This window comes from Amycolatopsis coloradensis (assembly GCF_037997115.1).
Lineage (GTDB): Bacteria > Actinomycetota > Actinomycetes > Mycobacteriales > Pseudonocardiaceae > Amycolatopsis > Amycolatopsis coloradensis_A.
Genome location: NZ_CP150484.1, coordinates 4,438,146 through 4,453,306, shown reverse-complemented (window position 1 = coordinate 4,453,306; position 15,161 = coordinate 4,438,146). Strand labels below are relative to the sequence as shown.

Sequence of the window (15,161 nt, the reverse complement as noted above, 5' to 3'; positions counted from 1 at the left end):
CGCTGTGCCGAACGCCGATGCCGCGCACACCCCGCTCATGAACCCGGCGATCACCCCCGACATGCTCGACCGCGGTCGGCGAAGGCCGCGGCGAGCCGCTCGCTCAGACGGCGGACGGGGCAAGCGCACTCCCCCTCCATCGACGGTCCCGCCTCGGAAGAATCTCAAGCAGCCCCGCCGTCGACCCGCGATGACCCGCGCCACCCCGGAACCTGCCCCCGCTCCACGCCCCGTGCCGGTCGCGGAGTCAGCGGGACACGTGCCGTCGTCGGCCGAGGATCCCCCTCGACCGGCCCAGGGCGCCAAGGAATCAGGATCGATCACCGGAGAACTGGCGACTCCGTCTCCCGCCCCTGAGCGGAGGCAGAAGGTCGACTCCCGACGCGCGAAGCTCGCGAACGTCTTCTCGGCACATCGACAGCGACTCGACCCTCGGCGCGTACTCCAACCTGCCTTGCTCAGGGCCAAAAAGTTCCTTCGGCGGGATTGAGCGTCCGCCCACCGACGATCAGCGCGGTGGCAGGCCGCACAACGGGGTGCGGTGAAATAGAGATCATGACGGCACACGAGGACTTGAAGGATCCCTCGGTCGAGCGGGACCAGCTGCGCCGGGCGCTGGAGACCCTGCCCAGAACTGCCGGTCGCCGTCGGCGTGAAAGGTGCCGGAGAGTTTGCCGGGGATCCCGCGTGTCGTCCGTCCAGTCACGCGAGTCGTGAGTGGTAAGAGCGGCCGGTACCGTCCTTACCACTCACGAGGACTCAGGACCGCCAGGTGTCGTTCAACGCCATCGTGCAGCCGCCCGAAGCGGTGCCCGCCCGGTTGGCACCCGATTCCCACGTGACGGCGCCGCCCTCCTTCCGGATGTACTTGTACTGGAAGGCGGCTCCCTTCGGCAGCGTGACGTTCGCCGTCCACAAGGGATAGTCGGCCGACGCCATCGGGACGGCGTTCGCCGGGTTCCACGCACCGAGTTCGGGCCGGTCACCGACGACGAAGATGTTCTGGCCCCATGAAGTCGTGGCGTTCACCGTAAACTTCGCCGAAACGGCCGAGCACGCCGCGCTGTATCGCTGCTTGACCACCGACGGCGTCTCGACCGGGGCACCCGCGTCGATCGAATGCGCCAGCCGGACGAACTGCGCCATCGACCAGGCCAGCGGCGTCGCCGAGCCGGTGCCTTCGCCGAAGGTGAAGCCACCGGTGCTTTGCCGGTCCCAGACCTGTTCCGGGATCAGGAAACCGGGATTCGCCGAAGCGGCCATGGCCGCCAGATGCGTCGTCGCCGGGCGGCCGTTGGCCAGCTCGTATTCCCCGCGTTCGCCGGTGAGCAGCGGCCACAGCCGTCCGACGCCGGCGCCGGTGTACGGACCACCGGAAGCGGTTTCGCCGTAGCCGTCGTGGTTGTAGCGGTACCACATCGGGCCGTTCGGGGTGTCGACCTTCAGTGTCGAGTCCACTTCGGACAGTGAAGCGGCGACATCCGGATCGGCCGCCGGTTTCACGCCGAGGCGGACGAGGTCCAGGAAGCCCGCGTCGATGATGGCGCGTTCGTCGTGGTTTCCCCCGCCGTTCTGCAGGAAGACGTTCTGGCCGTCGTTGGGATTGCCATTGCCGTCGATGCGGTGGAAGTACCGGCCGTCGCCGAGCGGACCGGACGTGGTGAACGTCCAGGCGCTGACCTGCGCCTGCCACCGGTCCGCGGTTTCGCGGTACCGGGCGGCCGCCGTCGTGTCGCCGTTGCGTTCGGCGATGTCGGCGGCGCAGATCAGTCCGGCGATCTCCGCGGCGATGGTGGACGGCGAGTAGCCGCCGTTCTCCTCCCAGCGTTCCTGCGGGGTGGAGGGACCGTTCGTGACGAGGAAGTCCGCGGACTTCTTCACCTTCGCCCACATCCCCGCGTCGGACCGGCCCAGCTGCCACGCGAGCACGATCGGGAAGGCGACCTCGTCCATCTGCAGGCTGGTCCAGCAATTCGTGCCGTCGAGCCGGGTGTTCTGCGGGAACGAACCGTCCGGCCGCTGCTGGACGGTGAACAGATAATCGACCGAACGGTGGGCCGCCGCCGAGTCGCCCGCCGCGATCTGCGCGGTCGAGACCTGGTAGAGATCACGGGACCAGACCGCGTGGTACCCGCAGTCCCCCGTGCCGCTCGCGTCTTTCGCCTCACCCCAGGGATTGGTGAGCGAGGCGACGTTCGCACCCGCGTAGGTCTTGTCCTCGTGAGCCTTGAGGGTCATCAGCGCCACGTTGTACTGCGTGGTCAAGCCGGCGCCGGTGATCGAACGCGGCACTGCGGCCAGCGAGGAGAGATAGCCACTCCAGCCGGATCGGTACGCGGTGTCCGCCGCCCCGAAACCACCCGCGAGCGAGGCCGTCGCGTTCGCCGACGCGGCGCCGCGATCACCTCCGAACCCGATCGCGAGGGTGAAGGTGGTGTCGGTCCCCACGGGGATCTGCCCCAGCTGCACCAGGTTCCCGGGCGTCGAGGCCGAGTCGTACTGTGCGCCGAGAACGTAATCACCGCTCAGGTCGACGTAGCCATCGCTCGCGGTCCCGCTGTAGCCGCTGGTCGCCTTGACGAAACCGGTGGAGGCGGCCAAGGCGCTGGACACCGGCCCGTCCGAAGCGACCAGCTGCCCGCCGGTGGTGGCGCCGGTGTCCCCCATCCCGCTGTTGTTCAGGGACGGGTTGTACAACGCGTACAACTGCAGCGGACCCCCGCTGAGCACCTCGAACCTGGTCTGGATCAGCACGGTGGACCGGGCCGGATCGGCGGTGTGGGTCTTGGTGATCCGGTACCGGCCGTTGGTGGCGGTGTTGATCTGCCGGTAGCTCAGGGAACGCGGATCGGTGAGCACCAGCTGTTTGGTGGTGTGGTCGCGTTCCAGCTGCGTGAAACCGGCACCGTCGGACACCACGTACTGCAGGTCCTGGACGTTCGCGACGTCCACGGTCGGGTAGTAGATCTCGTGACTGATGCCCTGGCCGAGGGTGAACCAGACCTTCGACACCGCGTTGGTGGCGGTACCGAAGCCCTCCTTGCCCCCGGTCGTCCAGGCCGCCCCGGTACCCGGTGCGCCGGGCGCGTCCGCCAGCGGTGCGGCACTCACCGGCGTGGACGCCAGGAGCGCCGCCGCGGTCAACAGCGCGACTATCGCGCGACGCCGCTTCGGAGATTTCATGTCGATCCTTCCCACAGGCTTCATCGACGGCAGGATTTGTTGTTAGCGGCAACTTATTCGCTGACCGTCTTCACCGGCAGGGCCGATCGGAGTAACCCGGACCACTCGCGCCGGTGGTCCGGTCATGGAACCGGCCCCGCCGCGAGATGCGACGGGGCCGGATCAAGGTTTTCGTGGGATCAGCCGACCGGACGCGGCTTCAGGTTCACCTCCACCGTGTTGCCGGGACCGGAGGCGACACCGCTGACGATGTCGTTGAGGAATCCACAACCCTGCAGCGGCGGCAGGGTGTAGGAGCCGGTGAGCTTGCCACCGGCCAGCGGGTCGAAGCCGGCCTTCGACTGGAGCGGGATCTGGGCGGGTGTCTTCGTCTGGCAGGCCGGGCTCGCCGAGACCGGGAAGCCGAAGACGCTGATCCGCGGCAGCTTGACCGTCACCGCCGAGGTCGACTTGAGCACCCCGTCGGCCAGGGTTCCCGTGGTCTTATCCGCCGAAGCGAACTCGATCTTCGCCTTGACCGGGACGAAACCCCAGAGCGTGAGGTTCGCGCTCGTCGGGTTCAGCGTCAGGTCGGCGTCGAAGGTCCCGTTCGCCAGCGTGATCGCGGCGTTGATGCCGCCGCGCAGGTCGATCGGGCCCGCGAGCTTCTTCAGCTGCGTCTTGCCGGTCAGGTCGTAGCCGTACTTGACGACCGGGGAGGTGTTCGGCTGGGTCTTCGCCGTGACCGGCGTGCTGGCGGCCGACTTGTTCCCCGCGGCGTCCTTGGCGACGACGGTGAACGAATACTCCGTGTCGGCCGTGAGACCGTCCACGATCACGGAGGTGCCGGTCACCGACTTCACCAGCGCGGAGCCGTTGTAGACGTCGTACCCGGTGACACCGACGTTGTCCGTCGCGGCATCCCACTCGAGGCTCACGCTGGTCTGCGTGGTTCCCGTGGAGCGCGGGTTGCCCGGCACGCTGGGAGCCACCACGTCGGGCGCGGCCTGCGTCCGGACGGTGACGGCGGCGCTCGGAGTCGAGAGGTTGCCCGCCGCGTCCTTCGCGACCACGGTGAACGAGTACTCCGTGTCCGGCGCGAGACCGTCCACAGTGGCCGAAGTCCCCGTCACCGTCTTCACCAGCGTAGAGCCGTTGTAGACGTCATAGCCGGTGACACCGACGTTGTCCGTCGCCGCGTTCCACTCAAGGCTCACGCTGGTCTGCGTGGACCCGGTGGAGCGCGGGTTGCCCGGTGCGACGGGCGCCTGGGTGTCGGGCGCGGCCTGCGTCCGCGCCGTCGCGGCGGCACTGGGCGCCGAAGCGTTGCCCGCGGCGTCCTTCGCGACCACGGTGAACGAATACTCGGTGTCCGGCGCGAGACCGTCCACAGTGGCCGAAGTCCCCGTCACCGTCTTCACCAGCGTAGAGCCGTTGTAGACGTCATAGCCGGTGACACCGACGTTGTCGCTCGACGCGTTCCAGGACAGCGCGACACTGGACTGGGTGACGTCTGTCGTGGCGAGACCAGCCGGAACGCTGGGCGCTTCGGTGTCGGGGACCGTGGCGGTCCGGGCGGTCACCGCCGCGCTGGGCTCTGACCTGTTGCCCGCCGCGTCCTTCGCGACGACGGTGAAGGTGTACTCGGTGTCGGCGGCGAGACCGTCGACGGTGGCGTTGGTTTCCGTCACCGACTTCACCAGGGTGCCGCCGTTGTACACGTCGTACCCGGTGACACCGACGTTGTCACTCGACGCGTCCCACGCCAGGCCGACGCTGGAGGCCGAGGTACCGGTCGAGTGCAGGTTGCCCGGCACACCGGGAGCCTGCGTGTCGGGCGCGGCCTGCGTCCGCGCCGCGACCGCGGCACTGGCGGCCGAAGTGTTGCCCGCCGCGTCCTTCGCTACCACGGTGAAGGTGTACTCGGTGTCTGCCGTCAGACCTTCGATCGTGGCCTGCGGTTCCGTGACCGACTTGACGACCTCGGTGCCCTTCAAGACGTCGTAGCCCGTGACACCGACGTTGTCACTCGACGCGTCCCAGGCCAGCGTCACGCTGGTCTGGGTGGATCCGGTCGAGTGCACGTTCGCGGGTGTGGTCGGCGCCTGCGTGTCCGGGGCCTTCGCGGTCCGGGCGGTGGCAGGCGCGGTGGCGGGCGAGACGTTGCCCGCCGCGTCCTTCGCCTTGACCGTGAACGAGTACTCCGTGTCCGGGATGAGACCGTCGATCGTGGCCGACGTCCCGGTCACGGACTTGACGAGGTTCGTGCCCGCGTAGACGTCGTAGCCGGTCACGCCGACCTCATCGGTGGCGGCGCCCCAGGACAACGCGACGCTGTTCTGGGTGACTTCGCCGACCGTCACCGCGCCGGGAGCCGACGGCGGGGTCGTGTCCGCGGCCGCGGTGACGGTGAAGGTGTGCAGCACGTTGGCCTGGCCGTTCGCCGGGGTGCAGTCCGCGACGAACGTGCCGAGGCCGGTCTCCGCGCCGGAAGCCGTCAACGGCGTCATGGTGAGCACCAGATCGTGCACCGAAAGCGTCGCCGTCCCCGGCTTGTCGAACCGCAACGACGGCGCCGCACCGCTCGCGTTGACGATCAGGTCGTTGCCCGTCGGTGGGATCGGCTGCAGCGGGACGGCCGTCGGCACGCCGACCGCGAGATGTCCCTGCGGGCTGGAGACCAGCGAGGTGGCCAGCGCCGATCCCTTGATCTTCTCGGCGCCGACGAGCCGGAGCCCTTCGGTCGCGGTCTTGCCCGCGTTGGAGACGGCCGTGATGTCGATCCTGGGCGTGAACTGGCCGACCGGGATCGTGTCGGGCAGCGTGGCGTTGATGTCGACCGTGACGTCCTGGTTCCCGATCAACGGGAACGGGCAGCTGTAGACCTGCCGCAGCGGCGGGTGGTTCCCTGTGCCGACAACGGCTTCCGGGGTGACCGGCGAGCCGGTCACCGTGTAGGTCTGCAGGACGGTCTCGGCCCCGGCCGCCAGTGTGCAGTCCGAAGTGAAGGTGCCGAGACCGGTCGGGGTGCCGTCGGCCTTCAGCGGGGTCATCACCAGCTGGAGGCCGGTCACCGCGAGCGACGCGGTGCCCGGCTGATCGAACCTCAGCGCGGGCGCGCTGCCCGTCGCGTTGACGACGAGATCGTTGCCCGCGGGCGGGATGGGCTGGTTCGGCACGTCGGAGTCGACCTTCACCGTCATCGTGCCCTGGCTGCCGGGCATCGTCACGGTCGAAGTCGCCTTCGCGGTGCCCTTGATGGACTCGGCACCGACGAGCCGAAGACCTTCCGTCGCCGTCTTGCCCGCGTTGGACACGGCGGTGATCTCGATGGCGGGAGTCAGTTTCCCGGTCGCGATCGTCGAAGGCTGCGTGGTCTTGATGGTGACCGAGACGTTCTGATTTCCGATCAACGGGAACGGACACGAGTAATTCTGCGTGAGCTCACCCGGAGCCGCGGCACTGGTGCCCGACCCTATCGCGAGTCCCAGTGCCACCAAGGCCGCCGTGCTGACGACGGCGATGCCCCCAGTGGCCAGTCTTCGACTACGTCTTCTGTGTTTCACAGGTACCTCTCCAACACATGGACCACGCCCGCCGAAACCACCGGACAAACGATTAATGCCCGCTTTCGCGGGCTCTTCCCAGCGGGCGCGTGCACATATTCACGGGTATGCCACAGGGAATTAACACACCCGCGCGGCACACCAGGCAAGCAAAATCACAGAGCCCGCGCGACCATTCTTCGTCTTTGTCATACGCGGTCGATTCACCGTTCGCGATTCTGTCAGCCACGACCCCAAAACGGCCGACCTCGCCTCGGCGATGGTGGTTACTGGCCAACATGACCGCGATCGGGTCGGTCTACTTGGCGCGCCAGGGCGGAACCCAGCCGAGGCGTTTGCAGACCGTGTTGACGTCGGGATCGGTCAGGCTCCGGCGGTCGGAGAGGTTCGCGGACCGCGGCCCGAGGATCTGCATCCGGTCGACCGCGGTACCCGGATCACCGATGTCCTTGCGGACCTCGATCAGGAAGTCCGCGTAGAGCCGGAACTGGATGTCGGCCGGCGCCCCGGCCGGGAGTGCCTGCATGAGCCGCGAGTACGCCTGGACGATACCGTCGGAGCCGTACACGTTCACCCAGGTGTCGAAGCGCCGCTTGTGCTTCAGCTCTTCTTCCGTGGGCAGGTCGTCACTGGTGAACATCCGGTCGAGCATGTCGACGACGGGCTCGCACATCGCGCGCTTCTGCTCGGAGATCCGTTCGCGAACCTGGTCGACGCTCTGGACCCGGGCTTCGAGACGGCGGGCGGCCAGCGCGAACATCCCGGCGACCACGGCCGCGGAGACCGATGCGACGGCCGCGATCACGGCGACGACGATGGCAGACATGCGCCGATCCAACCACGGATCGACAACGGGCAACGGGCCTTCAGCGAATGGCCAGGATCTTGGCCAAAGCGCGACGCGCGGTCACCGCTTCCCCGTCGGCGCGGCCCCGCGTCCGAGCGCAGGCGACCAAGGTCTTCCACAGCGCCCAGCCACGCCCACGCTCCCATTCCGGGCTGCCGACCGAAAGCCGCTCGCGGAACGCCTCCCTGCCGTCGGCCGTCAGCAACGTCCAGGCGATGGCCAGATCGCAGGACGGATCGCCGACTCCACAGGTACCGAAATCGATGACGGCCGTCAGTCGCCCGCCGTCGAGCAGAAGATTCCCCGGCGCGACGTCACCGTGGAACCACCGATCGACGCCGTCCCAGGGAACGTCCAGCGCCGACTTCCAGAGCTCGCGGGCCGAGCCGACGTCGACTTCGCCGTCCAGCTCCGTGAGCGCGCGCTCGACCAGCGGGTCGAACGTGCGCAGAGTGGCGCCCCGGAACCAGTTGTGCTTACCCGGCTGAGGGCCGTCCGCGGCATCGACGTTCCTCAACGCGACCAGGAAACCGGACAGGTCGAGAGCGAACCGGACCGGGTCCGGGATACGGTCCGCGCTCGCGGGTTCGCCGTCGAGCCACCGAAGGACGGACCATGAGAAGGGGTAGCCCGCGCCCGGTTTTCCCTTCGCCAGCGCAACCGGGACGGGCAGCGGCAGCCGGGGAGCGAGCACCGGAAGCCACCGCTGTTCCTTGTCCACCGCCAAGGCGTATTCGGCGGCACTCGGCAGCCGCGCCACCATTCCCTCACCGAGCCGGAAAGTCCTGTTGTCCCAACCGGACTCGGCCACCGGCCGGACCGGAAGACCGGCCCACTCCGGGAACTGCTCGCCGACGAGACTGCGCACCTGTGCCACGTCGACGGTGATCCGCCGCGGCATCGGACCGAGATCCGTCGTACTGCCCAAGATCGCTTCCTTCGCTCGATGAGGTACCCACACCGAGTCTGGTCCTGCCGTCCAGCGGATATTCGGCAGACTTCGCGAAGGCGACCGTGTCCCGTTGCGTCAAGCGCGCCCGGACGTGTCGGCTGCTAGCCGAGCGTCCAGTACACCGCGTGCGACTTTCCGGTGGCGTTGGCGGAGGTCCCGACCACACGGCCGTTGTCGGTGATCCGGTACCCCTGGCTGCGGGTGCCGCCCGGCAGCGTGCCGAGCTGCCTGCGTTCCCCGTCGAGGAACCAGACCGTCGCCTTGCTCCGGAAAGTGCCTGCGACGGTGCCGTGGGCGTTGACCGATTCGGCGTCGGCGCCGAGACCGTCGTCGGGCAATGCGGCGACGTCGCCGTCGAGGTTCCAGATCAGGGCCGATCGGCGAGGCGGGTTCAGGTAACCGGAACCGACCACGTAACCGGTGGAGCCGATCCCGTAGATCCAGACCGAGTGCGGGCTGGGCCAGTCAAGGGGATGGAGCACGCCGTCCCGGTCCCACTTCGCCGGAAGAGGGGGCCCGCTGGTGGTTCCGCGGAAGGTTCCGGCGGCCACGCCGCCGTCGTTGATGCGGCTCGCCCCGCTGCTCACGCCCTGCGGCGCCAGTTCGGTGATCGGCCCGCCGTCCACCCACCGTACGGCCTGGTTCGCCGCGGAGCGGACGGCGCCGCCGACGACGATGGTGCCGTCGGCGGAGATACCGTCGGCCATGCTCCAGGTCTCGCCGGGCAACGTCCCGAGGTCGGTGGCCGCACCATCCGGATCCCAGCGGAACCCGTGGAACCGGTCGTCCGGCGTCAGCCAGCTCCCGACGACGACGTTGGTGTCGCTGATCGCCCACGCGGTGGCGTTGTGGTAGCCGGGCGGAAGCTGCAACAGGGTCGCCTGGCCCGCGGCGTCCCAGCGGGCGGGCACGGCGGTGGTCGCGGTCAGCACGTAGCCGGCGGACACCCCGAGACCGTTGATGTCACGGACCTGCCCCTCGGTGCCGCCCGGCGTGGGCAGCGCCATGATCTGGCCGTTGGCGTCCCACCGGACCGGACGGCTGCGTTTCGGGACGGGGCCCGCCAACGAGAGCCCGACCATCTCCCCTGCCTCGTTGACCGCCAGGACCGTGCTCTCGTCGTCCCCGGGCAACGTCCCGAGATCCACCGGTCCCACCGGGGTGGCCTGCGCGGTCCCCGTCACCGCGCCGGTGACCACGACAAGAGCCGCTACCAGCGAAAAGATCCGTCTTCGAGCGACGGGCACACGATTCCTCATCACGATGACTCCCCAATCCCGATCAGTGGTGTGTCATGCGCGGACCCCGGTGCGACAGTAACGCACCCGGACAGCCGACCGGCTTCGTCGCCGAAAAGGTCGTCCGGAAGTACAAAAAAGCGCACCATGGCGACAAAATCCGGTCGGCCGGGCCGGAACCCTACCCCGTCCTGGATCAGCTGTCGGCGTACACGAACTGATTCCCTCAAGTGCTCGCGCCGAGCCTGTCCCCCTGCACGAGTTCGGCGAGGAGCGCGGTCTGTTCCCGCCGGTAAGCCTCGACGTTCGCCAGTTTGACGTCCTCGTACCCGCGGACCAGATCGGGCAGCTCCGCCAGGGCCAGGATCCTGCCGCGGTCCGCGCTCTCGGTGGCGAAAGCGGTGAGGATCGTTTCCCGGTATTGCGTGACGAGTTCCCGTTCCACCTTCCGGACATGCGCCTTGCCGAACGGGTCCCAGCGGGTGCCGCGCAGCTTCCGCGCGGCACGCAGTGCGACGAACACGGGACGGAACTTCGGGCCGAGCGCGATCTTCCGTTTCATGCCCAGCGCGCGCAGGAAGGGTGGGTGCAGACGGTAGGCGTAGCGGCTGCCGACGCCGAACTCCGCCTCGATCCCGGCGAGCACGGCGGGATCGAGCGAGAGCCGCGCGACCTCGTACTCGTCCTTGTAGGCCATCAGTTTGTGCAGGTTTCGCGCCACCGCTTCGGTGACGGCGGTCGAGTCCCCTTCCAGGACCCGGACGCGCTCGACGAACTCGGCGTACTCCCGCGCGTACCGAACATCCTGGTACCGGACGAGTTCGGGCACGCGGATGTCCAGCAGCCGCGCGAGTTCCGAGCCCGGCTCGGCGTGGACGAGCGCGCGGGCGCGCAGCATGGCGGCCGACGGGGCGGGGGTCGCGGCGACGGTGGGCGGGGCGATCGCGGCATGCAGTCCGTCAGGATCGGCGACGAGCTGCCTGCCGCGCCGGAACGCCTGAAGGTTGCCCGCGACCGCGACCCCGTTGAGTTCGATCGCGCGCTCCACGCTCGCCGCGTCCAGCGGGATGGCGCCGGTCTGGTGAGCCGCGCCGAGCTGGAGGATGTTGGCGAACTGGTCGTCGTCGAACAGGGTTTCCGCCAGCGCCCGCGCGTCGAGCGCCACGGTCCGCGCCATACTCTCCGAGATCGCGCCCCGCACCGCCGCCGCGTCGGGGAACGAAACGGTGGTGTCGACGACCATCCGGCCGGTCGGCACCTCGGTCGTGGAGACCACCGCGATGGTCCGGGCGGGATCGGTCACCGTCAGATTCGCGGGGTCCGCGCCGACGAGGACGTCACAGGCCAGGTAGAGATCGCATTCCCCGGTCGCGAGTTTCGGGGCCAGCGGCGCCGGCTCTGCGGTGATCTTCAGATCCGAGACGACGGCGCCACCCTTCTGCGCGAGCCCGGTCTGGTCCAGTGTCCGGACCTGCTTGCCCTCGATCACGGCGGCCGTGGCGAGGATCTGCGCGACGGTGACCACGCCGGTCCCGCCGACGCCGGTGATCCGCACGGTGAAGTCGGTGCCGGAGGTCTCGGGCTCAGGCAGTTCGGCCGCCGTGATCTCCGCGAGCCGCGCCCGGTGTTTGCGCCCTGTGGGCACCACCGTCATGAACGACGGGCAGTCCCCCGCCAGGCACGAGTAGTCCACGTTGCACGACGACTGGTGGATCGCGGTCTTGCGGCCGAACTCGGTGCTGACCGGCTGCACCGACAGGCAGTTCGACTTCTCGCCGCAGTCGCCGCATCCTTCGCACACCCGCTCGTTGATCACGACCTTGGCGGCGGGGGTGTCCAGTTTGCCGCGACGGCGTTTGCGGCGCTTCTCGGCGGCGCATTCCTGGTCGTGGATGAGCACCGTGACCCCGGGAACGCGGGCCAGTTCCTCTTGCGTGCTCAGCACTTCGTCGCGGTGCCGGACCTCGACGCCGTCGGGCAGGCGCAGGCCGCGGAGCCGCTTCGGTTCGTCGCTGGTGATGACCACCTTCGCGACGCCTTCGACCAGCAGCAGCGACGCCAGCCGGTCCACCGAGAGCCCGCCGACAGCGTCCTGACCGCCGGTCATCGCGACGGTGGCGTTGTAGAGGATCTTGTAGGTGATGTTCACCCCGGCGGCCACCGCCGCCCGGACGGCGAGGCTGCCGGAATGGGTGAACGTGCCGTCGCCGATGTTCTGCACGAAATGCGAGGCGTCGACGAACGGCTCCATCCCGAGCCACTGCGCGCCCTCGCCGCCCATCTGGGTCAGCCCGACCACGTCCCCGACCTGTTCCGGTTCCATGAACAACGCCATGGCGTGGCAGCCGATCCCGCCGCCCACCACGGTTCCCTCGGGCACCTTGGTCGACGAGTTGTGCGGGCAGCCGGAGCAGAAGTACGGCGTCCTGGTCAGCAACGGCACCGAGATGCGCTCACGGCGCCGCCGCTGCCGCCACGCGGTCACCGACGGGATCTCGTGGTGGTCGCTCAGCCGGGCGGCCAGCACCCTGGCGATGGCGTCCGGGTCGAGTTCACCGAGTTCGGTGCACAGGGTGCGGCCGCCCGGGCCGGTCTTGCCGTACACGGCGGGCGCGCTGGCGGTGCCGTACAGCACCTCCTTGATCGCCGACTCCACGAAGGAACGCTTCTCCTCCACCACGACGATCTCGCTCAGGCCGTCGGCGAACCGGCGGACGATCGACGGTTCCAACGGGTGGATGACGCCGAGTTTGAGAATCCGGATCCCGTGCCGGGACAACGCGTCGGCGTCCAGGCCGAGCAGCCGCAGTGCTTGCATGAGGTCCAAATAGGACTTCCCGGCGGTCACGATGCCGATCCGGTCCGCGGGTCCTTCCTGGACGATCCGGTTGACCCCGCTCGCGCGCACGTATTCGACGGCCAGCGGCAGACGTTCGGTGTACAGGCTGCGTTCGAGCGCCATCAACGTGGTGCCGAGCAGCCGGGAGCTGGGCTTGTGCCGGTACGCGGGCATTGCAAGCTCCGGCGCGGTCCACCGGGGGCGGACGTGGGCGGTGCTCGCGGCGTCGGCCACGTTCGCCACGAGTTTCATCGACGACCACAGACCACTCGCCCTGGACAGCTCGACCGCGTGCAGGCCGAAGTCCAGCACGTCCTGGGAATCGGACGGGAAGAACACCGGCATCGCCAGGTCGGCCAGCGCGAGCTCGGAGGCGCACGGCACCGAGGAGGATTTGGCGTTCGGGTCGTCGCCGACCAGCGCCACCGCACCACCGGCCGGGTCGGTCCCCGCGAGATTGGCGTGCCGCAGTGCGTCGGTCGCCCGGTCCAGACCGGGTGCCTTGCCGTACCAGAACCCGGTGACCCCGCCGCGTGACGAGCCGACCGACGCGGTGAGCTGACTGCCCATGACCGCCGTCGCGGCGAGCTCCTCGTTCAAGCCGGGGCGGTGCACGACATCGTGCTTCTCGAGCAGGACGGAGCGGCGGCCGAGCTCGAGGTCGTATCCGGCCAGCGGGGATCCCTCGTAGCCGGAGACGAACACGGCGGGCGAGGCCCCGGCGGCGCGGTCGTGCCGCACCCGGTCGAACAGCATCCGGACCAGGGCCTGGACGCCGCTGAGATAGACGGTGCCGTCCTCCCGCAGATACCGGTCCTCCAACGTGAACTGCTCCACCAGACCTGCCTCCTTCGGCACCCCCGCGCGACGTCACGACAGGAGACCCGACCTCGCGGGCCGTCGCAACAGGCGGCAGTCTATTGGCACTCGGCACGCAAAAAATCCGGCCCATCTTCCGCGGTGGCCGATATCTGTTGCGTCTGCGTACCATCCTTGCTCATGGCGGACCAGCTCATCGACGAGACCGATCGCGAGATCCTCGAACTGTTGCGGGAGGACGCCCGGCGCACGCTGGGCGACATCGGGGCCCGCGTCACGCTGTCGACGGCGGCCGTCAAACGCCGCATCGACCGTATGCAGGAGAATGGCGTCATCGTCGGCTACACCGTCCAGATCGACCACGCCAAACTCGGCTGGGCCATCGAGGCGTTCACCGAGCTGCGGTTCACCGGGACCACCAAGGTCGGCGAGATCGTCCGCACCACCACCCGGATGCCCGAGGCCCAGGCGGTGTTCACCATCGCCGGCGACCCCGACGCGCTCGTCTGGCTGCGGGTGCGGGACATGGGCCATCTGCAGCAGACCATCGACGAGATCCGGCGACACCACCAGGTGACGGGCACGAAGACGCTGATGGTGCTGGACTCCTGGACGCGGGGGCAGCAGTGGCCCCACCCGGAACACCCGTGATTCCAGCCGGAAGACACGGCCCCGGCGTGTTCGCCCTCTGATCACGCGAGTCGCGCCAAAGCCACGGCGCCGGTCAGTCCCGTGGGCCGGGCTTCTTGCTCCCCCGCATCAACCGGTCCCCCGTTCGCGCGAGGTACTCGCCGAATTCCGCCGGTTCTTCCACCGTGAACCCGATGTCGGTGAGCAAGAGGACGACGGCCAGCCACTCGAAGGAGTCGACATGGGCGACATACCGGCACCTGTCGTCGCCCAGGGCTTCGAAACTCCCGTCGATCCGATGCAGACGGGCGGCGGCCTCCTCCGCGCCGACGTCCAGGGTCAGCGTGATCCGGAGCGATTTCGGGCTGTGAAAGCGTTCCTGAAGGTGGGCCGCGACGTCGTCGACCGGGAGCTCACGCGGCTCGAACGCCACGTCCGTCGTCCTCGGCCCGGCGATCCGGTCGAGCCGGAAGCTCCGCCAATCCCGCCTGCCGAGGTCCCACGCGTACAGGTACCACCTTCTGCCGAGCTGGACGAGGCGCATCGGCTCGACCGTCCGTGACGACGGGCCGTCCTTCGCCGTGTACGCGAATTCGAGGCATCGACGAGCCGCGATCGCCGCGGCGAGGACGTTCAGGACGTCTTGGGTGACCCGCGGCTGTTCACCGCTCCCGAACTCGACCGCTGCGAGCATTTCGTCGGTCCGCCTGCGCAGCGCCGCCGGCAGGACACGCCGGAGTTTCGCGGCGGCGCGGTCTGCCGATTCGGCGGTCAGGTCGATGCCGGTGCCGCCCGCCGCGGCGAGCCGCAGCCCGAGCACGGTGGCGATCGCCTCGTCGTGTTCCAGCATGAGCGGCGGCAGCGCGCTTCCCGCGACGAGCCGGTAGTTGCCGCCGGGGCCGCGGCTGCTCTCCACGGGATAGCCCAGACCGCGAATGTGGTCGATGTCCCGGCGAAGCGTGCGCGGCGGGACTTCCATGGCCGTCGCGAGTTCGGCGGCGGGCCACGCCCGGCCGGACTGCAGGAGCGACAACAGCCGCAGCATCCGTTCCCGTGGTGCCGTCACGACGCCTCCCGTAATTGTGGCCGAAAACCGGCCACATCTCAT

The 15,161-nt window shown here is 69.0% G+C and carries 8 protein-coding genes; 1 reads left to right on the top strand and 7 read right to left on the bottom strand.

Going from position 1 to position 15,161, the window contains the following annotated elements:
- Window positions 1-759 precede the first annotated feature (759 nt).
- From LCL61_RS20890 to LCL61_RS20865, 6 genes are all read right to left on the bottom strand, one after another.
- Entirely contained in the window at window positions 760-3,183 is a 2,424-nt protein-coding gene (locus tag LCL61_RS20890; protein ID WP_340688391.1) for a glucan 1,4-alpha-glucosidase, read from the bottom strand.
- Between the two features lie 179 nt (window positions 3,184-3,362).
- A complete protein-coding gene (locus LCL61_RS20885; RefSeq protein WP_340688390.1) occupies window positions 3,363-6,575 on the bottom strand; it encodes a fibronectin type III domain-containing protein in 3,213 nt (1,070 codons plus the stop codon).
- A 451-nt stretch (window positions 6,576-7,026) separates the two neighbouring features.
- Complete coding sequence (locus LCL61_RS20880) at window positions 7,027-7,554, bottom strand: hypothetical protein (protein ID WP_340688389.1); 528 nt, start codon at window positions 7,552-7,554, stop codon at window positions 7,027-7,029.
- A 40-nt stretch (window positions 7,555-7,594) separates the two neighbouring features.
- Window positions 7,595-8,476, bottom strand: coding sequence for an aminoglycoside phosphotransferase family protein (locus LCL61_RS20875; RefSeq protein ID WP_340688639.1), 882 nt, complete (start codon window positions 8,474-8,476; stop codon window positions 7,595-7,597).
- A 152-nt stretch (window positions 8,477-8,628) separates the two neighbouring features.
- Window positions 8,629-9,786, bottom strand: a complete 1,158-nt coding sequence (locus LCL61_RS20870) for an HAF repeat-containing protein (protein ID WP_340688388.1) — start codon at window positions 9,784-9,786, stop codon at window positions 8,629-8,631.
- A gap of 205 nt (window positions 9,787-9,991) precedes the next feature.
- Complete coding sequence (locus tag LCL61_RS20865; RefSeq protein WP_340688387.1) at window positions 9,992-13,441, bottom strand: indolepyruvate ferredoxin oxidoreductase family protein; 3,450 nt, start codon at window positions 13,439-13,441, stop codon at window positions 9,992-9,994.
- Between the two features lie 162 nt (window positions 13,442-13,603).
- Between LCL61_RS20865 and LCL61_RS20860 the strand changes: the two genes are divergently transcribed.
- Window positions 13,604-14,074 carry an Lrp/AsnC family transcriptional regulator gene (locus LCL61_RS20860; RefSeq protein WP_340688386.1) on the top strand — a complete coding sequence of 157 codons (471 nt, stop codon included), beginning with the start codon at window positions 13,604-13,606 and terminating at the stop codon, window positions 14,072-14,074.
- 73 nt (window positions 14,075-14,147) lie between these two features.
- Here LCL61_RS20860 and LCL61_RS20855 read toward each other — a convergent pair whose 3' ends face one another.
- The gene (locus LCL61_RS20855; RefSeq protein WP_340688385.1) at window positions 14,148-15,119 is read right to left on the bottom strand and encodes a YafY family protein; all 972 of its coding nucleotides are present in this window, start codon (window positions 15,117-15,119) and stop codon (window positions 14,148-14,150) included.
- Window positions 15,120-15,161: the final 42 nt, after the last annotated feature.